This is a genomic window from Streptomyces sp. NBC_00029 (assembly GCF_045160505.1).
Classification (GTDB): domain Bacteria; phylum Actinomycetota; class Actinomycetes; order Streptomycetales; family Streptomycetaceae; genus Streptomyces.
The window spans coordinates 3,769,806-3,795,000 of the sequence record NZ_CP108292.1 but is presented as its reverse complement, the minus strand read 5'-3'; the positions used below and the strand labels follow the sequence as shown (position 1 = coordinate 3,795,000).

Here is a 25,195-nt window from a genome sequence, read left to right as displayed (position 1 = left end):
CGATTGCAGACAAACGTTCTGCACGGTCAGCTCATGGGTGGAACGTTGATTAGTTGGCATCTTCGGTCTGATGGTTCTCGAGTACTGCTTCGGCGTGGAAAGAGGAGACGGACGAACGGAGATGCTTGGCACGTTGTTGGGTCCTGAAGGTACGGCCGTAAGGTCATGTCTTCAGTGCCGGCCCCAGTGAACTTGGTCCGTAAGGGATCAGGGTGATGGGTGGCTGGTCGTTGTTTGAGAACTACACAGTGGACGCGAGCATCTGTGGCCAAGTTTTTAAGGGCGCACGGTGGATGCCTTGGCACCAGGAACCGATGAAGGACGTGAGAGGCCGCGATAGGCCCCGGGGAGCTGCCAACTGAGCTTTGATCCGGGGGTGTCCGAATGGGGAAACCCGGCAGTCGTCATGGGCTGTCACCCACTGCTGAACACATAGGCAGTGTGGAGGGAACGCGGGGAAGTGAAACATCTCAGTACCCGCAGGAAGAGAAAACAACCGTGATTCCGGGAGTAGTGGCGAGCGAAACCGGATGAGGCCAAACCGTATGCGTGTGATACCCGGCAGGGGTTGCGCATGCGGGGTTGTGGGAATTCTTTTGACCGGTCTGCCGGCCGGTCGGCGAGTCAGAAACCGTTGATGTAGTCGAAGGACATGCGAAAGGTCCGGCGTAGAGGGTAAGACCCCCGTAGACGAAACATCAGCGGCTTGCTTAAGAATCTCCCAAGTAGCACGGGGCCCGAGAAATCCCGTGTGAATCTGGCGGGACCACCCGCTAAGCCTAAATATTCCCTGGTGACCGATAGCGGATAGTACCGTGAGGGAATGGTGAAAAGTACCGCGGGAGCGGAGTGAAATAGTACCTGAAACCGTGTGCCTACAAGCCGTGGGAGCGTCGCTGTATGTGCTTGCACATACAGTCGTGACTGCGTGCCTTTTGAAGAATGAGCCTGCGAGTTAGCGGTGTGTAGCGAGGTTAACCCGTGTGGGGAAGCCGTAGCGAAAGCGAGTCCGAATAGGGCGATTGAGTTGCACGCTCTAGACCCGAAGCGGAGTGATCTAGCCATGGGCAGGTTGAAGCGGAGGTAAGACTTCGTGGAGGACCGAACCCACCAGGGTTGAAAACCTGGGGGATGACCTGTGGTTAGGGGTGAAAGGCCAATCAAACTCCGTGATAGCTGGTTCTCCCCGAAATGCATTTAGGTGCAGCGTCGTGTGTTTCTTGCCGGAGGTAGAGCACTGGATAGGCGATGGGCCCTACCGGGTTACTGACCTTAGCCAAACTCCGAATGCCGGTAAGTGAGAGCACGGCAGTGAGACTGTGGGGGATAAGCTCCATGGTCGAGAGGGAAACAGCCCAGAGCATCGACTAAGGCCCCTAAGCGTACGCTAAGTGGGAAAGGATGTGGAGTCGCAGAGACAACCAGGAGGTTGGCTTAGAAGCAGCCACCCTTGAAAGAGTGCGTAATAGCTCACTGGTCAAGTGATTCCGCGCCGACAATGTAGCGGGGCTCAAGCGTACCGCCGAAGTCGTGTCATTGCAGCAATAGGGCCAACGCCCGCTGTGATGGGTAGGGGAGCGTCGTGTGCCGGGTGAAGCAGCAGCGGAAGCTAGTTGTGGACGGTTCACGAGTGAGAATGCAGGCATGAGTAGCGATACACACGTGAGAAACGTGTGCGCCGATTGACTAAGGGTTCCTGGGTCAAGCTGATCTGCCCAGGGTAAGTCGGGACCTAAGGCGAGGCCGACAGGCGTAGTCGATGGACAACCGGTTGATATTCCGGTACCCGCTTTGAAACGCCCAATATCGAATCCTCTAATGCTAAAGCCGTGAAGCCGTTCCGGACCCTTCGGGGAAAGGAAAGTGGTGGAGCCGCTGACCCAAGGTGGTAGTAGGTAAGCGATGGGGTGACGCAGGAAGGTAGTCCAGCCCGGGCGGTGGTAGTCCCGGGGTAAGGGTGTAGGCCGAGGGGTAGGCAAATCCGTCCCTCATTAAGGCTGAGACCTGATGCCGAGCCGATTGTGGTGAAGTGGATGATCCTATGCTGTCGAGAAAAGCCTCTAGCGAGTTTCATGGCGGCCCGTACCCTAAACCGACTCAGGTGGTCAGGTAGAGAATACCGAGGCGTTCGGGTGAACTATGGTTAAGGAACTCGGCAAAATGCCCCCGTAACTTCGGGAGAAGGGGGCCATCACTGGTGATCGGACTTGCTCCGTGAGCTGGGGGTGGCCGCAGAGACCAGCGAGAAGCGACTGTTTACTAAAAACACAGGTCCGTGCGAAGCCGTAAGGCGATGTATACGGACTGACGCCTGCCCGGTGCTGGAACGTTAAGGGGACCGGTTAGTGACCTTTCGGGGTTGCGAAGCTGAGAACTTAAGCGCCAGTAAACGGCGGTGGTAACTATAACCATCCTAAGGTAGCGAAATTCCTTGTCGGGTAAGTTCCGACCTGCACGAATGGCGTAACGACTTCTCGACTGTCTCAACCATAGGCCCGGTGAAATTGCACTACGAGTAAAGATGCTCGTTTCGCGCAGCAGGACGGAAAGACCCCGGGACCTTTACTACAGTTTGATATTGGTGTTCGGTTCGGCTTGTGTAGGATAGGTGGGAGACTTTGAAGCAGCCACGCCAGTGGTTGTGGAGTCGCCGTTGAAATACCACTCTGGTCGTGCTGGATGTCTAACCTCGGTCCGTGATCCGGATCAGGGACAGTGTCTGATGGGTAGTTTAACTGGGGCGGTTGCCTCCCAAAGGGTAACGGAGGCGCCCAAAGGTTCCCTCAGCCTGGTTGGCAATCAGGTGTTGAGTGTAAGTGCACAAGGGAGCTTGACTGTGAGACCGACGGGTCGAGCAGGGACGAAAGTCGGGACTAGTGATCCGGCGGTGGCTTGTGGAAGCGCCGTCGCTCAACGGATAAAAGGTACCCCGGGGATAACAGGCTGATCTTCCCCAAGAGTCCATATCGACGGGATGGTTTGGCACCTCGATGTCGGCTCGTCGCATCCTGGGGCTGGAGTCGGTCCCAAGGGTTGGGCTGTTCGCCCATTAAAGCGGTACGCGAGCTGGGTTTAGAACGTCGTGAGACAGTTCGGTCCCTATCCGCTGTGCGCGTAGGAATATTGAGAAGGGCTGTCCCTAGTACGAGAGGACCGGGACGGACGAACCTCTGGTGTGCCAGTTGTCCTGCCAAGGGCATGGCTGGTTGGCTACGTTCGGGAGGGATAACCGCTGAAAGCATCTAAGCGGGAAGCCTGCTTCAAGATGAGTATTCCCACCTCCTTGAGAGGGTAAGGCTCCCAGTAGACGACTGGGTTGATAGGCCAGATGTGGAAGCCCGGTAACGGGTGAAGCTGACTGGTACTAATAGGCCGAGGGCTTGTCCTCAGTTGCTCGCGTCCACTGTGTTAGTTCTGAAATAACGAACAGCTGTGAAAACACCAGCGTTCAAATTTCATAGTGTTTCGGTGGTCATAGCGTTAGGGAAACGCCCGGTTTACATTCCGAACCCGGAAGCTAAGCCTTTCAGCGCCGATGGTACTGCAGGGGGGACCCTGTGGGAGAGTAGGACGCCGCCGAACAATCATTGTGGGAAAGCCCCGCACCTTATGGTGCGGGGCTTTTCTGCGTTTACGGCCCGATCGGTCGCTGCCTGGGGTCAGGCCGTGCGCCGCTTCACCAGTCGACGGGGTAGCTCTTGAGGCTGCGCGTGTCGAGCGTCCAGCGGCCGGCGGTCCGCGGATGTCGGTGAGGGAGTTCGTGCGGGACACGACTTCCACCATCAGGACATCGCGGGAGTTGACGACCTTCGCCGTGTCGTCCGTGTCCTCTTCCGCGATGACCATGAGGTCGGGGACCTTGGTCAACCCGGTGTGAGGGTCGGCCAAGGTGTTCCTGGTGGGTGCCCCGGTCAGCGTATCCAGCCTGGTTGCTACAGGCGGCCGGCCGCCTTCAGAGCCAGGTAGGCGTCGGCGAGGGACGGGGCCAGGGTGTCCGGGGTGGCGTCGACCACGTGGACGCCGTGGCGGGTGAGCTGGTCGGACGTGCGACGGCGCTGGGACTGGGTCTGGGTGCCGGCGGCGGCCTCGTAGACCGCGTCCACCGTGCCGCGCGAGCTCGCCATGGTCGCGACATGGGGGTCGGCCACCGAGGCCAGCAGGACCGTGTGGCGCTGCGTGAGGCGGGGAAGCAGGGGGAGCAGGCCCTCTTCGATCGGGGCCGCGTCCAGGCTCGTCAGAAGGACCACCAGGGACCGGCGCGGGGCGCTGCGGAGGATGGTGGAGACCAGGGTCCGGGAGTCCGTCTCGACCAGTTCCGGCTCCAGGGGGGCCATCGCGTTGACGAAGGCGGGGAGGGTGTCGGCGGCCGAGCGGCCCTGGACCTGGGCACGGGGGCGGCGGTCGTGGGCCAGGAGGTCGACGCGGTCGCCGGCGCGGGTGGCCAGGGCGGCGAGGAGCAGGGCCGCGTCCATGGCGGAGTCCAGGCGGGGGGCGTCGCCGACGCGGCCCGCCGAGGTGCGGCCGGTGTCCAGGCAGATGAGGATGTGCCGGTCGCGTTCGGGGCGCCAGGTGCGGACGGCCACCTTGTTCTGGCGTGCCGTGGCGCGCCAGTCGATGGAGCGGGTGTCGTCGCCCGGGACGTAGTCGCGGAGGCTGTCGAACTCGGTGCCCTCGCCGCGGGTCAGGACGCTCGTACGGCCGTCCAGTTCGCGCAGGCGGGCCAGCCGGGACGGGAGGTGCTTGCGGCTGGTGAAGGGCGGCAGGACCCGGACCGTCCAGGGGGACACGTGGGAGCCCTGGCGGGCCCACAGGCCCAGGGGGCCGTAGGAGCGGATCGTGACGCGGTCGGCCTGGCGGTCGCCGCGGCGGGTGGGGAGCAGCCGGGTGGTCAGCCGGCGGCGTTCGCCCGCGGGGACGACCACCTCGTGGCGGGAGGCCGCTGCCTCCGTGCCCGGGACCCAGCTGCTCGGGGGCCATGCGTCGCGGACCCGGGCCCGCAGCTTGCGGCTGCCCGGGTTGGTGACGGTGAGGTGGACGTCCGCCGTCTCGCCGAGGCGGACCGAGGTGTCTCCGGAGCGGGCCAGCACGAGGCTGCGTACGGGCGCTGCCAGGGCGTGGTCGATCGCGCAGGCCAGGGCGATCGGGCCGTTCACCGCGAGCATCCCGGTCCAGCTCGGTTCGAGGATGCCGACCGGGATGCTGCCGAGGGCCGCCAGCAGGGCGGCGCGTCCGGTGAGGGCCATCAGCGGGGGACGGGGACGTGGGAGAGGATCGCCGTGATGACGGCGTCCGCCGTCACTCCCTCCATCTCCGCTTCCGGGCGCAGCTGGACGCGGTGGCGCAGGGTCGGGAGGGAGAGGGCCTTGACGTCGTCGGGGGTGACGTAGTCGCGGCCGGTGAGCCAGGCCCAGGCGCGGGCGGTGGCCAGCAGGGCGGTCGCGCCGCGGGGGGAGACGCCGAGGGTGAGGGACGGCGATTCGCGGGTGGCGCGGCAGATGTCGACGACGTAGCCGGCGATCTCGGGGGAGACGGAGACCTCGGCGACGGCGCGGCGGGCGGCTTCGAGCTGGGCCGGGCCGGCGACCGGGCGGATGCCCGCGGCGTGCAGGTCGCGGGGGTTGAAGCCGGCGGCGTGGCGGGTCAGGACCCCGATCTCGTCCTCGCGGGAGGGGAGGGGGACGGTGAGCTTGAGGAGGAAGCGGTCCAGCTGGGCTTCCGGGAGGGGGTACGTGCCCTCGTACTCGACCGGGTTCATGGTGGCGGCGACGAGGAAGGGGTCGGGCAGCTTGCGGGGGGTGCCGTCGACCGTGACCTGGCGCTCCTCCATCGCTTCGAGGAGCGAGGACTGGGTCTTGGGAGGGGTCCGGTTGATCTCGTCCGCGAGGAGGAGGTTGGTGAAGACCGGGCCGTCCTGGAAGGAGAACTCGGCGGTGCGGGCGTCGTAGACGAGCGAGCCGGTGACATCGCTCGGCATCAGGTCCGGGGTGAACTGGACTCGCTTGGTGTCGAGTTCCAGGGACGCGGCCAGGGCACGCACCAGGAGGGTCTTGGCGACGCCGGGGACGCCTTCGAGGAGGACGTGGCCGCGGCACAGGAGTGCGACGACGAGGCCGGTGACGGCGGAGTCCTGACCGACCACGGCCTTGCCGATCTCGGTGCGGAGCGCTTCGAGGGAAGCGCGGGCGCTGTCCGCGGTCACAGCCGTGGACTCGGTGGCCGGGTACGTCATGACGTACGGACCTCTCTTTCGAGGGCGTCGAGGTGGTCGGCGAGCGCGACGAGTGCCGCGTCGTCGGAGGGGGTGGAGCCGAAGAGGAGGGCGGTCACGTCCCGGGGCTCGCCGGTGAGGCGGGCGGAGACGGCAGGGGCCAGCGACGCGGGGTCGTGGGCCCTTGTGTGCGGTACGCCGACCAGTGCGGCCAGGCGTTCGCGGGTGGCGGCGCGCAGCACGGTGGCGGCGCGGTCGCGGGCGTCGGCCTTGCGGTAGAGGCGGGCACGGCCCTCGGTGGCCTCGGAGGCGCGGATGGCGACGGGGAGCTTCTCGGTGACGAGGGGGCCCAGGCGCCTGGCGCGCCACAGGGCGGCGAGGACGGCGGCGACGAAGAGCTGGAGCACGGCCCAGGTCCAGCCGGCCGGGATGAGTTCGAAGAGGGTCTTGTCCTCGCCCTCGGCGCCGCCGGACTCGATGGCTTCGGCGGGGGAGGGCAGGTACCAGACGAGCTGGGGGCGGCTGCCGAGGGTGTGCAGGGTCAGGGAGGCGTTGCCCTGGGCGGCGAGGTGCTCGTTCTCCAGGATGCGGCCGGAGCCGAGGAGGACGGTGTCGCCGTCGGCGTGGGCCGGCAGGAGCAGGACGGTGGCGTGGTCGCCGTCCGGGTAGCAGGCGGTGGCCTTGGGGTCGTCCGTGCGGTAGCCGATGCGGCCGCCGGTCTCGGCGGATCCGGCGGAGCGGGCTGCGGGCAGTGCGCAGGCGGGTTCGCGGACTTCGCCGGGGGCGGCCCGGCGGGCCTGGACGCCGGGGGCGAGGGCGGTCAGGGTGGTGCGGCCCGGTGTGACGAGGACGGTGCGTCCGCCGGAGAGGTCGATGGCGGCCTTGAGCTCGGACAGCTGCCGGGGTGACAGGAGTTCGGGGTTGGCCACGAGCAGGGTGGTGTCGGGGCCGGCGGCGTCGACGGCGTCCTGAGTGCGGGTCACCACCCGGGTGGTCACTCCGCGTTGCTTCAGGAGTTCGGCGACGGCGCGGCTGCCGTTGCGGTCGGCGGACCGGGGGTCGAGGGCGCCGAGGTTCTCGCCGGAGTTGAAGGCGGCCAGCGCGACGCCGGTGGCGATGAGCATGCCGAGGGCGAGGAGGAGGCCGCGGGCGCGGCGCCAGATGGCTGCGGCGCCGAGGGCGGTGGAGGTGCTGGGCGTCGCCGGGGCGGTCGTCGCCGGGGTGGTCGGGTCTCGGTCCGGGCCGGGTGCGTCCGGTTCCTGAGGGCGCGTCGTGCCGGCGGCGCGGCCCGCGGGTGCGGGGCCGTGGGGGGCCGTCATGCGGTGACCCCCGTTCGGGACAGGGCGGGGCGGGTGCGTTCGACGGCGGTGTCGAGGTCGCGCAGCGTTGCGTACATGGCCGGGTCGCCGGCGCGGCCGCCGTAGGTGACGTCGTCGAAGGCGAGGGCGGCCGTACGGAGGTCCGCGGCGTGGCCCGGCAGGGTGACCGCTGCCTCGGCGGCGGCCTCGTCGGCGGTGCGGCCGGGGCGGGGATCCAGCAGGGTGCGTTCCTCCAGGGAGCGGACGAGGGCCCGCATCCGGGCCTGGACGGCTTCGGTCCAGCGGCCGGCGGCGGCGTGGGCCTCGGCCTCGGTGCGGTAGTCGGCCGCGCTGCGGATCCGCTCGCCCAGCAGGGCGCCGGCGCCGGCGGGGGCCTTGGAGGGGGTGCCGAGGCGCCACCACAGCAGTGCCACGGCCGCCGCGGTCAGCAGGACGATCACGACGATGCCCAGGGTGCCGCCGGGGGTCGCCCCGGCGGCGGAGCTGAACAGGTCGTCCACCCAGTCGAGGAAGCTGCGCAGGGCGCGCTCCAGCAGACCGGGGTCGTTCTCGTGGTACATCGGCTTGGACAGTTCGCGTTCGGCGGCCTCGCGGGCGGCGTCGCGCGGTGTCGTCACCGGTGGTGTCTCGCTGATGGGCAGTCCCCCCGGGCTGGTCATCGCATCAGCTTCCGGCTGGAGGGGGCGTGGTGCCGGGTGCGCCGGGGGCGTCCGGGGTGGAGCCGGGTGCGCCGCCGTAGTTCTCGAGGCCCGCGGCGCGGGCCAGCTCCAGGTCGAGGGCCTCGCGGCGGATGCGCTGGTCGACGTAGAGGAGCACCGAGACGCCGGCCTTGAAGGGCAGGGTGATGGTCATCGCGACGACCGAGCCGATGCCGATGATGGTCAGGTACGTCCAGCTCATGGCCACGCCGGAGTCGGCGCTGAAGCCGCCGGAGACGCCCTCGCTGATCAGCGCGACGACGTTGAACGGGAGTCCGATGACGAATTCGACGGCGCCCGCGATGAGGCCGGCGAGCAGCGTGATGCCGAGGATGCGCCACCAGGAGCCGCGGACCAGCTTGTCGGAGCGCGACAGGCTGCGCAGGACGGTGCTGCGCTCGAGCATCAGTACGGACGGGGAGAGGCTGACGCGTACGTACAGCCACACCCAGACGGCGAAGCCGGCCAGGCCGCCGACGATGGCGAGGGCGAGGACGCCTCCGGCGCCCATGCCGGCGACGCCCGCGATGACGGCCGGTACGAAGCCGACGGCGATGATCACGATGCCGCCGAGGGCGACCAGTGCGGTCAGGCCGGCCAGGCGGAGCAGCTGCGGGCGGGACTCGCGCCAGGCGTCGCCCACCGAGGAGGGGCGGCCCAGGACGGCGCGGCTGTAGATCATCGTGAGCATGGCGGTGGCGACGATGGTACAGAAGAAGGTGATCACGAGGGCGCCGGCGCCGGCCACCAGCGTGCCCGAAAGGGCGCTGACGACGTCGTCGGGGTCGGCCGTGTTGCTGTCCAGGGAGCCGTCGAGCTCGTTCAGCCGGTCGAACGCGAAGCCCTGGAGCAGCGTGATCGCCAGGACCGCGAAGATGGCCACGGTGAAGCTGATGGGCAGCACGGAGCGCGCGTGGGTGCGCAGGGTGGCGACCGCGCCGTCGAGGATCTCGCCGAGGCCCAGCGGGCGCAGCGGGATCACGCCGGGCTTGGCGGCCGGGGGCTTGCCCCAGGGGCTCTGCTGACCCCACTGGCCTCCGTACGGGGCCTGCTGGCCGCCGTGGGGGGCCTGGCCGGGCTGCTGCGGGTACGCGCCCCAGCCCGTGCCGGGCTGCGGGGGTGCGGGCGGCTGCGGGGCCTGACCGGTGCCCGGGTTCGACCACTGACCGGGCGGCGGCTGCTCGGCGGACCACTTCGGGTCGCCGGCGGGCTGTGCGGGCGGGGTGGGCTGCTGTGCGCCGCCGTCGGTGCCCGGACGGTCGGCGGGGGTTCCCGGCCGCTCGTCGTCGGACGGAGAGGATCCGGGCTTAGCCCAGCCCGGAGAGTCGTTCATCGTCACTCCTTCACGTGCGCCTGCTGCGGCGGGGCGCTGGTCGCTGCCATCGTGCCACGTGGGGGGCCCGAACGGAGTAGGGGGTGGGCGGCGGATCGGGTGCGGATCGGGTGCGGTGGCGGGCGGTTCGGGGCGATCCTGATCAGTGGGGCGGGCCCGGGCGGTGCCGCGGGGTCCCGGTTGCCCGTACCTTCAATTGTCGACCCGATCAGGGGCAGACTGGTGGAGCTGGTGTCCACGCAGGTCCGAGGGTCGATTTCCAGCCCTTTTGGCTGTGGGACAGCTCACCGCCGGGTAACGATTAGCTAATGGGATGATGTCAACCATGAAGGGACGCGTCCTTGTCGTCGACGACGACACCGCGCTGGCCGAGATGCTCGGCATTGTGCTGCGTGGAGAAGGTTTTGAGCCGTCGTTCGTAGCGGACGGTGACAAGGCACTTGCTGCCTTCCGGGAGGCGAAGCCGGACCTGGTGCTGCTCGACCTCATGCTGCCCGGAAGGGACGGCATAGAGGTCTGCCGCCTGATCCGGGCGGAGTCCGGCGTGCCGATCGTCATGCTCACCGCCAAGAGCGACACGGTCGATGTCGTCGTGGGTCTGGAGTCCGGGGCCGACGACTACATCGTCAAGCCGTTCAAGCCGAAGGAGCTGGTGGCCCGGATCCGGGCCCGTCTGCGCCGTTCGGAGGAGCCCGCGCCCGAGCAGCTGGCCATCGGTGACCTGGTCATCGACGTGGCCGGGCACTCGGTCAAGCGGGACGGTGCCTCCATCGCGCTGACCCCGCTCGAGTTCGACCTGCTGGTCGCCCTCGCGCGCAAGCCCTGGCAGGTGTTCACCCGTGAGGTGCTGCTGGAGCAGGTCTGGGGCTACCGCCATGCGGCGGACACCCGCCTGGTCAACGTGCATGTGCAGCGACTGCGCTCCAAGGTCGAGAAGGACCCGGAGCGCCCTGAGATCGTCGTGACGGTGCGCGGTGTCGGCTACAAGGCCGGACCCAGCTGACGTGCAGTCCGGCACGTCCGGCACGGCCGGCAGGGGCCCCCGCGGGCCCCGCCGGTGGAACCTGCGTCCCGGCGGGCTGCTGAGGGACGGAGCGGCGCGCAGCCCCGTACTGCGGCTGTGCGTGCGCCTCGTGCGCCGGCCGCTGCTTCCTGCTGTCCGGCTGTGGCGCCGCAACATCCAGCTGCGGGTGGTCGCGGCCACCCTGCTGATCTCGCTCGCCGTGGTCCTCGCCCTGGGTTTCGTCGTCATCGCCCAGGTCAGCAAGGGTCTCCTCGATGCCAAGGAGGAGGCGGCGCAGAGCCAGGCCGCGGGCGGGTTCGCGGTGGCGCAGGAGAAGGCGAACGCCCCGGCCACGGTGGACGGGCCCGACGCCACCGACAACAAGGTCGGCCGGGACGCCAGTACCTGGATGAACTCCCTGGTCAAGCAGCTGGCCAGTGGTGGCCAGACCGCCTTCGAGGTGGTCGCGCTCGGTGCCGGTACGGGCGAGCAGGCGCTGCCCGGCGTGCAGGGCGTCAAGGGCGCCCGCGCCTCCGGCAACGTGGACCCGACCGCCAGCGTGCCGCTGGGCCTGCGCCGGGCCGTCAACCACGCCACCGGTGCCTTCAAGACCTTCTCCGAGATCCGGTACACGAGCGGGGACGGGAAGAAGGAGCCCGAGCCGGCGCTGGTCATCGGCAAGCGGCTCTCGGACATCAACGGCGACCCGTACGACCTGTACTACCTCTTCCCGCTCACCCAGGAGGAGGAGTCCCTCAACCTGATCAAGGTCACCATCGTGACCGCGGGCCTGTTCGTCGTCGTCCTGCTCTGCGGCATCGCCTGGCTCGTCGTGCGCCAGGTGGTGACCCCTGTCCGGATGGCCGCCGGGATCGCCGAGCGGCTCTCGGCCGGGCGGCTCCAGGAGCGGATGAAGGTCACCGGTGAGGACGACATCGCGCGCCTCGGCGAGGCCTTCAACAAGATGGCGCAGAACCTCCAGAACAAGATCCAGCAGCTGGAGGAGCTGTCCCGGATGCAGCGCCGCTTCGTCTCGGACGTCTCGCACGAGCTGCGCACCCCGCTGACGACGGTACGGATGGCCGCCGACGTCATCCACGACGCCCGGGTCGACTTCGACCCGATCACCGCGCGCTCCGCCGAGCTGCTCGCCGGGCAGCTCGACCGGTTCGAGTCGCTCCTCGCGGACCTGCTGGAGATCAGCCGCTTCGACGCCGGGGCCGCGGCCCTGGAGGCCGAGCCGATCGACCTGCGCGACGTCGTGCGCCGGGTCATCGACGGCGCCGAGCCGCTCGCCGAGCACAAGGGCACCCGGATCCGGGTGCTGGGCGACACCCAGCCGGTCATCGCCGAGGCGGACGCCCGCCGGGTGGAGCGGGTGCTGCGCAACCTGGTCGTCAACGCCGTGGAGCACGGCGAGGGCCGCGACGTGGTGGTCCGGCTGGCGTCCGCGGGCGGGGCCGTCGCGGTCGCCGTACGGGACTACGGCGTCGGGCTCAAGCCCGGTGAGGCCACCCGCGTCTTCAACCGCTTCTGGCGGGCCGACCCGGCACGGGCGCGCACGACCGGCGGAACGGGCCTGGGCCTGTCCATCGCCGTCGAGGACGCCCGGCTGCACGGAGGCTGGCTGCAGGCCTGGGGCGAGCCGGGCGGCGGGTCGCAGTTCCGCCTGACCCTGCCGCGCACGGCGGACGAGCCGCTGCGGGGCTCGCCCATCCCGCTGGAGCCCGAGGACTCGCGGGCGAACCGGGCCAGGGCCGCGGCCGACGCCGCGGCCGATGCCGCGGGCAGCACCGCGGACCGTACGCCCGCCGACAACGGTGGCCGCTCGCCGATACCGCCGCGTTCGCCCGTGGCCGGCGCCATGCCGGTGCCCGCCGACCCGACGGCACTGCCGGGGAACGGGGCACGGGTCGTGTCCCGCCCGGCCGAGCAGGCACAACAGGAGGACCGAGCCGATGGACGCTGAGCCCTTGGACGCGCGGGCAGGGGCCGTGCGGGCGAGGGGCAGACGCCTGCGCACCGTACGGGCGTACGCCTTCGGGGTGGCCGGGCTGCTGCTGGCCGGCTGCGCCTCCATGCCGGACAGCGGCGACATCCGCCCGGTGCAGGCCTCGCAGGGCGTCGACTCGCAGGTCCGGGTGTTCGGCGTGCCCCCGGCGGACAAGGCCAGCCCGGCCGAGATCGTCGACGGCTTCCTGGAGGCGATGACCAGCGACGACCCGCAGCTGGAGACCGCCCGCAAGTACCTCACCGAGGCCGCCGCGAAGAACTGGAAGCCCGGCTCCGCCGTCACCGTGCTCTCCTCCGGCCTGAACCGGGTGGCGACCCGGGGCGAGAAGGACCCCGACGGGCCCCGCTGGAAGGTGACCGGCAAGAAGCTCGCGACCGTCGACGAGCACAGTGCGTACCAGCCGCAGACCGGCGCCAGGGAGTACGAGGAGTACCTCCAGCTCATCCAGGACGGCGACAAGCAGTGGCGGATCTCGACCCCGCCGAGCGGTCTCGTGCTCAGCGAGTCGGACTTCCAGCGCATATACATGCCGGTGAACAAGTACTACTTCGCGGGCGGCACGCTCGTCGCCGACCCGGTCTACGTGCGCCAGCGCACCGACCCGGACTCGCGGATGGACCCGACCACGCAGACCGTCCAGTCGCTGCTGGCCGGGCCGTCCCGCTGGCTCGCACCGGTCGTGGAGTCCAGCTTCCCCACCGGTACGGAACTGCGCACGGGCACCAAGTCCCTTTCGTACGACGGGCAGAACACGCTGCGCGTGCCGCTCAACGACAAGGCCAACAACGTCGCGCAGCCGCAGTGCAAGAAGATGGCCACCCAACTCCTCTACACCGTCAAGGACCTGACGGGTTCTCGGCTCGACCAGGTCGAACTGCTGCGCTCCGACGACAAGTCGTCGTCGCTGTGCTCGGTGACCGAGGTGAGCGCGACCGCGATCGCGGGCCGGCCCAAGATCCCCGAGTTCCAGTACTTCGTCGACAACGAGAAGCGTCTGGTCCGGATGAAGCTCGACGTGAGCAGCGAGGACCAGCAGGTCCGCACCGAACCGGTGCCGGGGCCGCTGGCCGCGCTTCCCGTCGTCAAGGTCAGCTCTGCGGCGGTGTCGCACGACGAGCGGCGCGCCGGGGTGGTCTCCGAGGACGGTCACGGGCTGTACGTGGTCTCGCTGGTCGGGAGCGGCCCGATGCCGCCGCCGGTGCCGATCGGCAAGGGCGGCAAGGCGCCGACTCTGACCGCGCCGAGCTGGGACGCCTCGGGCGACCTGTGGGTGGCGGACCGGGATCCGCAGTCCCCGGCGCTGTGGCGGGTGCCGGGTGGCACCGGAACGCCCGAGAAGGTGCAGGTGGCGGGGCTCGACGGGCGGCGCATCGCGTCGCTGAAGGCGTCCGCCGACGGGGCGCGGATCGCTCTGCTGGTGGAGGAGAGCGAAACCAGCAAGATCCTTTACGTCGGGCGGATCGAGCGGCCCGACGCCAAGGGGGACCTCTCCGCCGTGTCGGTGCGCGAGCTGCGTCCGGCGGCTCCGCAGATGGTGGACGTGACGGCGATGAGCTGGGCGCCGCGCGGGCGGCTGCTCGTGGTGGGCCGGGAGAACGGCGGCGTCCAGCAGGCCCGCTACATGCTGGCCGACGGGTCGATGGTCGCGGCGAGCCTGCCCGGGGCCACCGGGCTGTCCGCGGTGGCGGTCGCGGCCACGGAGGACGAGGCGAAGCCGAAGCCGGTGGTCGCGTTCTCGGAGGACGGGATCGTGTGGCTGCCGCCGGGTGCGCAGTGGCGCACGGTGGCGCTGGGCGGCCGGGCTCCGGTGTACCCGGGCTGAGCCGGGGCCGCGCCGGTTGTCCACAGGGGTCGCGCGCCGCGGTGCGGCCCGTCAGTGTGGAGCCATGCGGGGGTGGTGGCAGGAGCTCGCCGGGCTGGTCCTGCCGGTCGACTGCGCCGGCTGCGGGGCGGTCCGGGTGCTGGTGTGCGCCGACTGCCGGGACGGGCTGAGCGGGGCCGGGGCGGGCCCGGTGCGGCCGTCTCCGTGCCCCGTGGGGCTTCCGGGGGTGTGGGCGCGCGCCAGCTACGACGGGGCCGTACGGGGCCTCCTGCTGGCGCACAAGGAGCGCGGGGCGCTGCCGCTGGCCGGTGTGCTCGGCGCGGCCCTGGCGGGCGCGGTCCTGGCGGCCGGGGCGGAGGGCGCGGACGGGGGCCGCGGTGCGGGTGAGGTGGCCCTGGTGCCGGTTCCGTCGGCGCGGCGGCAGATCCGGGCGCGCGGGCACGATCCGGCGCGCAGGATCGCCCTGGCGGCCGCGGGGCGGCTGCGGCGGGCCGGTGTTCCGGCGCGCGTGGCGCCCGTACTGCGGCTGCGGCGGGCGGTGGCGGACCAGGCGGGGCTGGGGGCCCGGGAGCGCCGGGAGAACCTCACGGGCGCGCTGGCGGTGCGCCGGGGCGGGGCCCGGCTCACGTACGGGGCCGAGATCGTCCTCGTGGACGACGTCATCACCACGGGGGCGACGCTGGCGGAGGCGGCCCGCGCGGTCCGCGCCGCGGGGCTGGCCACGGGCCCGGGGGCGGTGCTGCGGGCGGCGGTGGTCGCCGCGCCGGCGGACTCGTTCAGACGGATCGAACGGACGCCACGCGTTTGAGCAACTCGCACAGAACAAGAATCTTGTGAATAGATTTGGAACTGGCGGGGAAGGCCCATCGTTGCAGGTAGTAAGAGGGAACAGCCACTTCGTCGGAAGTACATTCCGGTAGCGGGTGCCGACAACCGCCATAGAGGGATATGTTCGGTTGTAAGGAACTCAGGAGGCTGTCTCTCGACTCCGAAGTCGGTGGGGTGTTGATCTTGCCGATGGGGGAGGAGGAGGTGAAAGTCGCCAAGTCCGAGGCTCCGGCCTTCACCGGAGTCTGGTGCGAAAGGGAGACGCTTCGCCCCGTCGGGCGGAGCTATCCGGGAACGGAGTTCTGCGTGGACATCGTCGTCAAGGGCCGCAAGACCGAGGTGCCCGAGCGGTTCCGCAAGCACGTGGCCGAGAAGCTGAATCCGGAGCGGATCCAGAAGCTCGACGCCAAGGTGATCAGCTTGGACGTCGAGGTGTCCAAGGAGCACAACCCGCGTCAGGCCGACCGTTCCGACCGCGTGGAGATCACCCTGCGTTCGCGGGGCCCGGTGATCCGTGCCGAGGCCGCCGCCGCCGACGCGTATGCGGCGCTCGACCTGGCTCAGGACAAGCTGGAGGCCCGGCTGCGCAAGCAGCACGACAAGCGTTACACCCGCCGTGGCAACGGCCGGCTCTCGGCGGCAGAGGTCGCCGACGTGGTGCCGGGCGTCGCGTCGCTGAACGGCAGCGGCCAGCCGGTGTCCGAGGAGAAGACGGACGGGGTGCCGATCACCCGGATCGGATCCATCGAGGTGCAGGGCGAAGGCCCGCTCGTCGTCCGCGAGAAGACCCACTCGGCCGCACCCATGTCCCTCGACCAGGCCCTGTACGAGATGGAACTGGTCGGCCACGACTTCTATCTGTTCGTCGACTCCGAGACGAAGCTGCCCAGTGTTGTCTACCGCCGTCATGCCTATGACTACGGCGTCATCCACGTGAACCCCGACGGTGCCTCCAGCTCGGAGGAGCCGCGGGGCGGCGCCGGTGGCGCGCTCGGCGGCTGAGGCTGATCACCACCCGTTTCGTTGCCCCCGCACGGGCGCTCCGGCGCCCGGGCGGGGGCACCTGCATGACGGGTGTGCGACGGGTATGCGCCAGGTGGCTCACTTGTGGCCCCCGCGCCGTGGTGCGGGCATGGAATCATGGCGTGCAGTCAACCGGCTGCGGTGTGTGTCCGGTTGGCCCAGCAGCTGAGCACATGCAGGGGGAGGAACGATGGCGGACAGCTTCGGGCCGGTGCGCGGGGACGACGGCGTCGCGGGCTGCCGTGAGGCGGACCCGGCGGCGGAGCCCGCCGGGGAGCCCATCAGGGTGCTCGTGGTCGACGACCACGCGCTCTTCCGGCGGGGACTGGAGATCGTCCTCGCGCAGGAGGAGGACATCCAGGTCGTCGGTGAGGCGGGGGACGGGGCGGAGGCCGTGGACAAGGCGGCCGATCTGCTTCCGGACATCGTGCTGATGGACGTGCGGATGCCCCGGCGCGGCGGGATCGAGGCGTGCACCTCGATCAAGGAGGTGGCCCCCTCGGCGAAGATCATCATGCTGACGATCAGCGACGAGGAGGCGGACCTCTACGACGCGATCAAGGCGGGCGCGACCGGGTACCTCCTGAAGGAGATCTCGACGGACGAGGTGGCCACGGCGATCCGGGCGGTGGCGGACGGCCAGTCGCAGATCAGCCCGTCGATGGCGTCGAAGCTGCTCACCGAGTTCAAGTCGATGATCCAGCGCACCGACGAGCGGCGGCTGGTGCCCGCGCCGAGGCTGACGGACCGTGAACTCGAAGTCCTGAAACTGGTGGCCACCGGTATGAACAACCGCGACATCGCGAAGGAGTTGTTCATTTCCGAGAACACCGTGAAGAACCACGTCCGCAACATTCTGGAGAAGCTGCAGCTGCACTCCAGGATGGAGGCCGTGGTCTACGCGATGCGGGAGAAGATCCTCGAAATCCGCTGAGACGGACTGAGGGTGTCCGGCCCGACCGGCAGGACACCCCCGGGGCTCAGAGCGCGGCCAGTTCCGCCGTGACGGCCGCCGCTTCCGCGGGCGAGCTCGCGCGCTCGACCCGTACGTCCTCGCAGCCGACCCACTCCGCCGCCTCCCGCAGGGCCTGCGCCATCGGGCCGGCGGCCTTCGGGGAGGTCAGGGAGAGCTGCCGGGCGACCAGCGTGCGGCCCTCGCGGGCGGGGTCGACGCGGCCCTGGAGCCGGCCGCCCGCCAGCAGCGGCATCGCGAAGTACCCGTGTATCCGCTTCGGCTTGGGGACGTATGCCTCCAGGCGGTGCGTGAAACCGAAGATCCGCTCCGTCCGGGGACGGTCCCAGACCAGGGAGTCGAAGGGCGACAGCAGCGTCGTGCGATGGCGGCCCCTGGGAGCCTGCGCGAGCGCCGCCGGGTCCGCCCACGCGGGCTTGGACCAGCCCTCCACGTCCACCGGGACCAGCCCGGAGTCCGCGACCACCGCGTCGAACTGCTCGCCCTTGAGGCGGTGGTAGTCCGCGATGTCGGCGCGGGTGCCGACGCCCAGGGAGCGGCCGGCCAGGGCCACCAGGCGCCGGAGGCACTCGCGGTCGTCGAGGTCGTCGTGGAGCAGCGCGTCGGGCACGGCCCGCTCGGGGAGGTCGTAGACCCGCTTCCAGCTGCGGCGTTCGCTGCACACCACCTCGCCGGTGTCGAGGAGCCACTCCACCGCGATCTTGGTCTCGGACCATTCGAACCACTCGCCGCCGTTCTTGGCGCCGCCCAGCTCGGTGGAGGTCAGGGGGCCGTCCGCCTTCAGCCGGTCCAGGACCGCCCGCGTCGAGTGCTGCTTGTCCTGGAGGATGTGCCAGCGGTGGCCGCGGATCCGGTTGGCCCGGCGGCGGAAGGCGAAATGCGGCCATTCCTCGATCGGCAGGATGCAGGCCGCGTGCGACCAGTACTCGAAGGCGTGCCGGTCCGACCAGTAGGCCTTCTCCACGGTGTCCCGGCCCACCGCGCCCAGTCGTGCGTACGGGATCAGCTCGTGCGAGCGGGCCAGGACCGAGATGGTGTCCAGCTGCACGGCGCCCAGGTTGCGCAGGACGCCGCGCACCCCTCCGCGCCGGTCGGGCGCCCCGAGGAAGCCCTGCGCGCGCAGGGCGATCCGGCGGGCTTCGTCGGCGGACAGCGAAAGCGAGGTCATGCCCGCAGCCTAGGGGCGCCCACTGACAGCGGGGCCACGTCCGCAGCCTGGAGCCGGTCACCGGCAGCCGGCCGGTACGGCAGCCGGGAGGGCAGGCCGAGGTCGGAGGGGAGCAGGGCGCCCACCCAGCAGTCGCGCAGGGTGTCTCGGTGCTCCATGCCCGCGCGCTGGACGCCCTCGACGACGAAGCCGGCCTTCTCGGCGACGGCGCGGGAGGCGGTGTTGCCGATCCCGGCACGCCAGATCAGGCGTACGCAGCCGGCCTCGGTGAAGGCCCAGCGGGCCGCGGCCCGCACGGCCTCGGTCATGTAGCCGCGGCCCCGGTGCCCGGCGACCGCCCAGTAGCCGACCTCGTGCGCGTGCGGGCCGCGCGGGATGACGCCCAGGGCGGCCACGAGCGGGCCGCCCGCCCCGAGCCGGACCGCGAAGTTGAACTCGGTGCCGTCGCGCCACCCCCGGGGAACCGTTTCCGTGACGAACTCCTCCGCGTCCTCGCGGCGGTACGGCACCGGTACCGGGATCCAGTGCTGGATCTCGGGGTCCTGGCAGGCGGCGTGCACCTCGGCGGTGTCCTCGGGGGTGTGAGGGCGCAGCACGAGGCGATCGGTGGTCAGAGTGATCGTCTCCATGACCGGATTCTGCAGGGGCCTCAGGCGGCGGAAGACGGCAGGTAGGGGATCGCCGAGGACAGGCCCAGGTCGGAGGGGAGCAGGGCGCCGACCCAGCAGTCGCGGGCGGTGCCGCGCTGCTCGATGCCGGCCCGCATGACGCCCTCGACCCGGAAGCCGGCCTTCTCGGCCACGGCGCGCGAGCCCGTGTTTCCGACCTCGGCCCGCCATTCCAGCCGTGCGACGCCCAGCTCGGTGAAGGCCCAGCGGGCGACGGCCAGGACGGCCTCGGCCATGTAGCCCCGTCCGCGGTGTTCCTTGACCGCCCAGTAGCCGATCTCGTAGCTCTCCGCGCCGTGGACGTGCACGCCGACGGACGCGACCAGGGTGCCGTCGGTGGCCAGATGTACGGCGAAGGGGAAGGCCGTGCCCTCGCTCCAGCCGTTGGGGACGATCTCGTTCACGAAGGCGTGCGCGTGCTCGCGCTCGTAGGGGGAGGGGACCAGCGTCCAGCGCTGGATGTCGGCGTCCTGGGCCGCCGCATACACCTCGTCCTCGTCGGACGGGACGAAAGGACGCAATACCAGCCGGTCCGTACTCAGTGTCGTGGGCTCCATGAACGAATTCTGCTGCCGTCGCAGTACCGCGGGCGAAGTATTTTCGGTAATCCCTCCGGGCGATGCGGCACCTTCGGTGTCCCCCGTACGTTCTCAATCCGGGCACCCGTGCCCTCACGGGAACGGCGGACCTCCCGACGCGGCCACGTCCTCGCTTACGATGGCCGTTGCGGTGGGGCCCACCTGCCGTGCCCGTGTACGTACAGTGCTCAGGCCCGACCGGCAAGGAGACAAACCTCGGTGTCCGTCTTCAACAAGCTCATGCGTGCAGGCGAAGGCAAGATCCTGCGCAAACTGCACCGCATCGCGGACCAGGTCAACTCCATCGAAGAGGACTTCGTCAACCTCTCCGACGCCGAGTTGCGTGCGCTCACGGACGAGTACAAGCAGCGTTTCCAGGACGGCGAGACCCTGGACGACCTGCTCCCCGAGGCCTTCGCGACCGTACGCGAGGCGGCCAAGCGCGTCCTCGGCCAGCGGCACTACGACGTCCAGATCATGGGTGGCGCGGCGCTGCACCTCGGCTACGTGGCCGAGATGAAGACCGGTGAGGGCAAGACCCTCGTCGGCACGCTGCCCGCGTACCTGAACGCGCTGTCCGGCAAGGGCGTCCACCTGATCACGGTGAACGACTACCTCGCCGAGCGCGACTCCGAGCTGATGGGCCGGGTGCACAAGTTCCTCGGCCTCGAGGTCGGCTGCATCCTGGCGAACATGTCGCCCGCCCAGCGCCGCGAGCAGTACGGCAGCGACATCACCTACGGCACGAACAACGAGTTCGGCTTCGACTACCTGCGCGACAACATGGCGTGGTCCCAGGACGAGCTCGTCCAGCGCGGCCACAACTTCGCCGTGGTCGACGAGGTCGACTCGATCCTGGTCGACGAGGCCCGTACCCCGCTGATCATCTCCGGCCCCGCCGACCAGGCCACGAAGTGGTACGGCGACTTCGCGAAGCTGGTGACCCGCCTGACCAGGGGCGAGGCCGGCCAGCCGCTGAAGGGCATCGAGGAGACCGGCGACTACGAGGTCGACGAGAAGAAGCGCACCGTCGCCATCCACGAGACCGGCGTCGCCAAGGTCGAGGACTGGCTCGGCATCGAGAACCTCTACGAGTCGGTGAACACCCCGCTCGTCGGTTACCTCAACAACGCGATCAAGGCCAAGGAGCTCTTCAAGAACGACAAGGACTACGTCGTCATCGACGGCGAAGTCATGATCGTCGACGAGCACACCGGCCGTATCCTCGCCGGCCGCCGCTACAACGAGGGCATGCACCAGGCGATCGAGGCGAAGGAAGGGGTGGACATCAAGGACGAGAACCAGACCCTCGCCACGATCACCCTGCAGAACTTCTTCCGCCTCTACTCGAAGCTGTCGGGCATGACCGGTACGGCCATGACCGAGGCCGCCGAGTTCCACCAGATCTACAAGCTCGGTGTCGTCCCGATCCCGACCAACCGCGACATGGTCCGCAAGGACCAGCCGGACCTGATCTACCGGACCGAGGTCGCGAAGTTCGCCGCCGTCGTCGACGACATCGCGGAGAAGCACGAGAAGGGCCAGCCGATCCTCGTCGGTACGACGTCGGTCGAGAAGTCCGAGTACCTCTCCCAGCAGCTCTCCAAGCGCGGCATCCCGCACGAGGTGCTCAACGCCAAGCAGCACGACCGTGAGGCGACGATCGTCGCCCAGGCCGGCCGCCGCGGCGCGGTCACGGTCGCCACGAACATGGCCGGCCGCGGTACCGACATCAAGCTCGGCGGCAACCCGGACGACCTGGCCGAGGCCGAGCTGCGCCAGCAGGGCCTGGACCCGGAGGAGCACATCGAGGAGTGGGCGCACGCGCTCCCCTCGGCGCTCACCCGGGCCGAGGCGGCGGTGAAGGCGGAGTTCGAGGAGGTCAAGGACCTCGGCGGGCTGTACGTGCTGGGCACCGAGCGCCACGAGTCGCGCCGTATCGACAACCAGCTTCGCGGCCGCTCCGGCCGACAGGGCGACCCGGGCGAGTCCCGCTTCTACCTGTCGCTGGGCGACGACCTGATGCGTCTGTTCAAGGCGCAGATGGTCGAGCGCGTCATGGCGATGGCGAACGTTCCCGACGACGTGCCGATCGAGAACAAGATGGTGACGCGCGCGATCGCGTCGGCCCAGTCGCAGGTCGAGACCCAGAACTTCGAGACGCGCAAGAACGTCCTGAAGTACGACGAGGTCCTCAACAGCCAGCGCGAGGTCATCTACGGCGAGCGCCGCCGCGTCCTGGAGGGCGAGGACCTCCAGGAGCAGGTGCGCTTCATGATGGACGACACGATCGACGCGTACATCGCGGCCGAGACGGTCGAGGGCTTCGCCGAGGAGTGGGACCTGGAGCGGCTGTGGAGCGCCTTCCGGCAGCTCTACCCGGTGAAGGTCACCATCGAGGAGCTGGAGGAGGCCGCGGGCGACCGCGCGGGCATCACCGCCGAGTTCATCGCGGAGTCCGTCAAGGACGACATCCACGAGCAGTACGAGACCCGCGAGAAGACGCTCGGCTCCGAGATCATGCGTGAGCTGGAGCGGCGCGTGGTCCTGTCGGTGCTCGACCGCAAGTGGCGCGAGCACCTGTACGAGATGGACTACCTGCAGGAGGGCATCGGCCTGCGGGCGATGGCCCAGAAGGACCCGCTGGTCGAGTACCAGCGCGAGGGCTTCGACATGTTCAACGCCATGCAGGAAGGCATCAAGGAGGAGTCCGTCGGCTACCTGTTCAACCTGGAGGTCCAGGTCGAGCAGCAGGTCGAGGAGCTTCCGGTGCAGGACGCGGCGCCGTCCCTGTCGAAGGAGCCGGCGGGTGCGCGTCCGGAGATCCGGGCGAAGGGCCTCGACGCTCCGCAGCGGCCGGACCGGCTGCACTTCTCGGCGCCGACGGTGGACGGGGAGGGCGGTGTCATCGAGGGCGACTTCGACAGTGACGCTGCCGGTGGTGAGGGCGACGGGATGACGCGGGCGGAGCGCCGCAAGGCGCAGAAGGCCGCGGGCGGGCGTCGGCGGAAGAAGTAACCCACCGCCGGGTTGAGCGCGAGCTGTCGGCCGGGGCCGGACACCTACGGGTGTCCGGCCCCGGCCGCGTTGTGTGGTGCCGGCCGGGTCGTGTGGTGCCGGCCGGGTGGTGCGGTGCCCTGCGGCGCCGTTGCCGGGGGCGCCGCCCCCGGACCCCCGCGCCTCAAGCGCCGGCGGGGCTGAGGGGGGCGCCTCAAGCGCCGGCGGGGCTGAGGGGGGCGCCTCAAGCGCCGGCGGGGCTGGGGGAGCGCCTCAAGCGCCCGCGGGGCTGAGGGGAGCGCCCGCGGGGCTGACGGGAGCGCCGCGGGGGTGGGCGTGGGGCCGGTGGGGGGTCAGGGGCGGGGGCCCTGGATTTCTACCGCTGCGCAGCGCCAGCGGAGGTCCGGGCCCTGTTCGAGGCGGAAGGCCATTGCCGTCAGGCGCTCGCCCGTGGCGATGCGGGCGAATGCCTCGATGACCCCCGGGCCGGGGGTGAAGCGGCCGCACTGGCGGACCACCGGGCGCAGGCGCTCGCGCAGGGGGGCCGTGGGGGCCAGGGCGATCAGCTGCTGGTAGGCGGGGCCGACCGTGTGGCCGAGGAGCGAGTGGACCGGGCGCAGGCCGCTGACCACCGCGAGGAGGTGTTCGGCGAACCAGTGGTGCGGGCCGAGCCGCAGGGTGCGCGGAGGGCCCGCGGGGCGCCGCGGATCGCGGCGCCCGGCCGGCCGGGTCCGGGCGCGCCCGGCGGGCCGCCGACGGCTGCCTTCGTTGCCGGTCATCGTGCCGCGCGTCGTGGTGTCCATCGCGATCTGCCCCCGAACAGGCCGGGCCCGGAGCCATACCGGGCGGTAACTTGATGGGGATCTTCTACGGCCGCCGAACACGCTCCGCAACCACGCCCGCGCTCCGGCGGGCCACCCGCCCGGTTCACCTATCAGGATGGGCGGCGCCCGCTCCCCGGCCCCGGCCGGCGCCCCACGAGGACCCGGGTGGACGGGGGCGGGCCGTGGCCCGACGGCCCGATGGGGGACGGAGTCCATCACCCGGCCGGCCCCGTCCGAGTCGTATCCTGGGTGCGTTTCCGACTACCGAAAGCAGCCGGCCATGCGCGTGTACGTCCCCCTGACCCTCCCCGGGCTCGCCGAGGTGCACAAGGCGGGTGAGCTGGGCCCCGCCCCGCTGCTGGCGTACGCCGTCACCCCCGGGCTGCGCGAGTGGTACGTGTCGGACGACATCGAGGAGCTGGAGTACGCGGCCCTGAACCGGGCCGCGCTCGCCTCGCTGCGGCTGCTCGCCGCGGACGCGGACGCCCCGCGCCGGCGCGTCGTGGTCGCCCTCGACGTCGACGACAAGGCCGCCACCGCCGCCCCCGGCGACGACGAGGCCGCCTTGGGCCGGGTGACCCTCGGCGCCGCCGTACGGCTCGCCGTGGCGGCTGCCGTGCACGCGGACGCCGATGACGCCGACGAGGACGTGGCCGCGGCCGCGCGGTCCCTCGATGCGGCCGACGGCGGGGACGCGGCCGCACAGGCCGTCGTCGACGCGGCCGAGGACCACGAGCTGCTGTGGTTCGGCGTGCAGGAGATCGCGGGGTTGCTGAAGTGACCGCCACGAACCACATCGTCTGGGACTGGAACGGCACGCTCCTCCACGACATCGACGCCGTCATAGCCGCGACCAACGCCTCCTTCGCCGAGCTCGGTTTCGAGCCGATCACCCTGGAGACGTACCGGGACCTGTACGTCGTACCGGTGCCGAAGTTCTACGAGCGCCTCATGGGACGGCTGCCCACCGAGGAGGAGTGGCTCGTCATGGACGACACCTTCCACCGCCACTACTGGGCCGCCGCCGAGGACGCCGGGCTGGCCGAGGGTGCCCGGGAGCTGCTCCAGGACTGGCAGCAGGGCGGGCTCACGCAGTCCTTGCTGTCCCTCGCGCCCCACGAGAAGCTGGTGCCCCTGGTCCGGTTCCACCGCATCGAGCAGCACTTCCTGCGCGTCGACGGGCGGACCGGCCCCTCCCACACGTCCAAGGCGGGACACCTCGTACGTCACCTGACCGCCCTGGACGGGACGGGCGTGACGGCCGACCGTACGGTCCTCATCGGAGACGCCGTGGACGACGCGCTCGCCGCTGCCCACGTGGGTGCCCGCGCGGTTCTCTACACGGGCGGTTCGCACAGCCGCAGCAGTCTGGAATCGGCCGGTGTGCCGGTCGTGGACAGCCTGGCAGAGGCCGTAATGACCGCTCGTGAGCTGGCCGGATAGCGACTGGACAGGCTGCTGCACGGACGGGCGGTCACGTCGCTGGCCAGAGTGTCAAAGTTCCACCCCAAGATTTGTACAGATGCAGCGAATGACGTCCTGGGGGTAGGTCGGGATAGCCTGGTACCCGTGATCAGCGCGATAGTCATCGGGGGCACTGGAGCCTCCGGCCTGCGCCCGGCGCACGACCGTGCCCGGGCCTTCGCTGATCCCCGCCCCCGGGACATCCGGCCGATCATGGCTCATTCCCTCCCGGTCGGCTCTCTCGACGGCATAGCGTCGATCCCGAACGGACACCC

At 70.0% G+C, this 25,195-nt stretch carries 18 protein-coding genes and 2 rRNA genes; 11 read left to right on the top strand and 9 right to left on the bottom strand.

The features are described from left to right. Positions 1-266: 266 nt before the first annotated feature. Together OG753_RS17830 and rrf are read left to right on the top strand one after the other, a co-directional pair. Positions 267-3,388, top strand: a 23S ribosomal RNA gene (locus OG753_RS17830). A 76-nt stretch (positions 3,389-3,464) separates the two neighbouring features. Then, positions 3,465-3,582: ribosomal RNA gene (gene rrf / locus OG753_RS17825) — 5S ribosomal RNA — on the top strand. 350 nt (positions 3,583-3,932) lie between these two features. Here the strand turns inward: rrf and OG753_RS17820 are convergent. From OG753_RS17820 to OG753_RS17800, 5 genes are read right to left on the bottom strand one after another with little or no spacing between them, the layout of a single operon-like run. Further along, positions 3,933-5,243, bottom strand: coding sequence for a DUF58 domain-containing protein (locus OG753_RS17820; protein ID WP_405789147.1), 1,311 nt, complete (start codon positions 5,241-5,243; stop codon positions 3,933-3,935). After that, positions 5,243-6,229 (bottom strand): MoxR family ATPase, encoded by a 987-nt coding sequence (locus tag OG753_RS17815; RefSeq protein ID WP_327262755.1) that lies wholly within the window; start codon positions 6,227-6,229, stop codon positions 5,243-5,245. The genes OG753_RS17820 and OG753_RS17815 overlap by 1 nt, the downstream gene beginning before the upstream one ends. Continuing rightward, the gene (locus OG753_RS17810) at positions 6,226-7,527 is read right to left on the bottom strand and encodes a DUF4350 domain-containing protein (protein ID WP_405789145.1); all 1,302 of its coding nucleotides are present in this window, start codon (positions 7,525-7,527) and stop codon (positions 6,226-6,228) included. Before OG753_RS17810 ends, OG753_RS17815 begins: the two co-directional genes overlap by 4 nt. Next, positions 7,524-8,186, bottom strand: a complete 663-nt coding sequence (locus OG753_RS17805; RefSeq protein WP_405789143.1) for a DUF4129 domain-containing protein — start codon at positions 8,184-8,186, stop codon at positions 7,524-7,526. Before OG753_RS17805 ends, OG753_RS17810 begins: the two co-directional genes overlap by 4 nt. A gap of 4 nt (positions 8,187-8,190) precedes the next feature. Beyond that, positions 8,191-9,558, bottom strand: a complete 1,368-nt coding sequence (locus tag OG753_RS17800) for a hypothetical protein (RefSeq protein ID WP_405789142.1) — start codon at positions 9,556-9,558, stop codon at positions 8,191-8,193. 313 nt (positions 9,559-9,871) lie between these two features. Here OG753_RS17800 and mtrA point away from each other — a divergent pair, with 313 nt between their 5' ends. From mtrA to OG753_RS17770, 6 genes are all read left to right on the top strand, one after another. Then, positions 9,872-10,561, top strand: coding sequence for a two-component system response regulator MtrA (mtrA, locus tag OG753_RS17795; protein WP_189747360.1), 690 nt, complete (start codon positions 9,872-9,874; stop codon positions 10,559-10,561). A 1-nt stretch (position 10,562) separates the two neighbouring features. Further along, complete coding sequence (mtrB, locus tag OG753_RS17790) at positions 10,563-12,530, top strand: MtrAB system histidine kinase MtrB (protein WP_405789139.1); 1,968 nt, start codon at positions 10,563-10,565, stop codon at positions 12,528-12,530. Further along, entirely contained in the window at positions 12,520-14,397 is a 1,878-nt protein-coding gene (locus OG753_RS17785; protein WP_327262751.1) for an LpqB family beta-propeller domain-containing protein, read from the top strand. Before mtrB ends, OG753_RS17785 begins: the two co-directional genes overlap by 11 nt. Before the next feature lie 64 nt (positions 14,398-14,461). Then, positions 14,462-15,205, top strand: coding sequence for a ComF family protein (locus OG753_RS17780; RefSeq protein WP_405789136.1), 744 nt, complete (start codon positions 14,462-14,464; stop codon positions 15,203-15,205). 326 nt (positions 15,206-15,531) lie between these two features. Further along, the gene (gene hpf / locus OG753_RS17775) at positions 15,532-16,227 is read left to right on the top strand and encodes a ribosome hibernation-promoting factor, HPF/YfiA family (protein WP_327266796.1); all 696 of its coding nucleotides are present in this window, start codon (positions 15,532-15,534) and stop codon (positions 16,225-16,227) included. A 211-nt stretch (positions 16,228-16,438) separates the two neighbouring features. Continuing rightward, positions 16,439-17,182, top strand: coding sequence for a response regulator transcription factor (locus OG753_RS17770; protein WP_327262749.1), 744 nt, complete (start codon positions 16,439-16,441; stop codon positions 17,180-17,182). 46 nt (positions 17,183-17,228) lie between these two features. On the opposite strand, the gene OG753_RS17765 is transcribed toward OG753_RS17770, so the two are convergent. Genes OG753_RS17765 through OG753_RS17755 form a run of 3 tightly spaced genes read right to left on the bottom strand, consistent with a single transcriptional unit; the run spans position 17,229 to position 19,614 of the window. Further along, a complete protein-coding gene (locus OG753_RS17765) occupies positions 17,229-18,389 on the bottom strand; it encodes a winged helix-turn-helix domain-containing protein (protein WP_405789135.1) in 1,161 nt (386 codons plus the stop codon). Next, the gene (locus tag OG753_RS17760; RefSeq protein ID WP_405789134.1) at positions 18,386-19,018 is read right to left on the bottom strand and encodes a GNAT family N-acetyltransferase; all 633 of its coding nucleotides are present in this window, start codon (positions 19,016-19,018) and stop codon (positions 18,386-18,388) included. Before OG753_RS17760 ends, OG753_RS17765 begins: the two co-directional genes overlap by 4 nt. Before the next feature lie 20 nt (positions 19,019-19,038). Beyond that, a complete protein-coding gene (locus OG753_RS17755; protein WP_405789133.1) occupies positions 19,039-19,614 on the bottom strand; it encodes a GNAT family N-acetyltransferase in 576 nt (191 codons plus the stop codon). 240 nt (positions 19,615-19,854) lie between these two features. On the opposite strand from OG753_RS17755, the gene secA reads away from it, so the two are divergent. After that, positions 19,855-22,653, top strand: a complete 2,799-nt coding sequence (gene secA / locus OG753_RS17750) for a preprotein translocase subunit SecA (protein ID WP_327262745.1) — start codon at positions 19,855-19,857, stop codon at positions 22,651-22,653. A gap of 332 nt (positions 22,654-22,985) precedes the next feature. Here secA and OG753_RS17745 read toward each other — a convergent pair whose 3' ends face one another. Continuing rightward, complete coding sequence (locus OG753_RS17745; protein ID WP_327262744.1) at positions 22,986-23,435, bottom strand: Rv3235 family protein; 450 nt, start codon at positions 23,433-23,435, stop codon at positions 22,986-22,988. A 301-nt stretch (positions 23,436-23,736) separates the two neighbouring features. On the opposite strand from OG753_RS17745, the gene OG753_RS17740 reads away from it, so the two are divergent. Both OG753_RS17740 and OG753_RS17735 read left to right on the top strand, forming a co-directional pair. Then, complete coding sequence (locus OG753_RS17740) at positions 23,737-24,237, top strand: DUF6912 family protein (protein ID WP_405789132.1); 501 nt, start codon at positions 23,737-23,739, stop codon at positions 24,235-24,237. Further along, positions 24,234-24,899: an HAD hydrolase-like protein gene (locus tag OG753_RS17735; protein ID WP_327262742.1), complete on the top strand. Its 666-nt coding sequence runs from the start codon at positions 24,234-24,236 to the stop codon at positions 24,897-24,899. Before OG753_RS17740 ends, OG753_RS17735 begins: the two co-directional genes overlap by 4 nt. Positions 24,900-25,195: the final 296 nt, after the last annotated feature.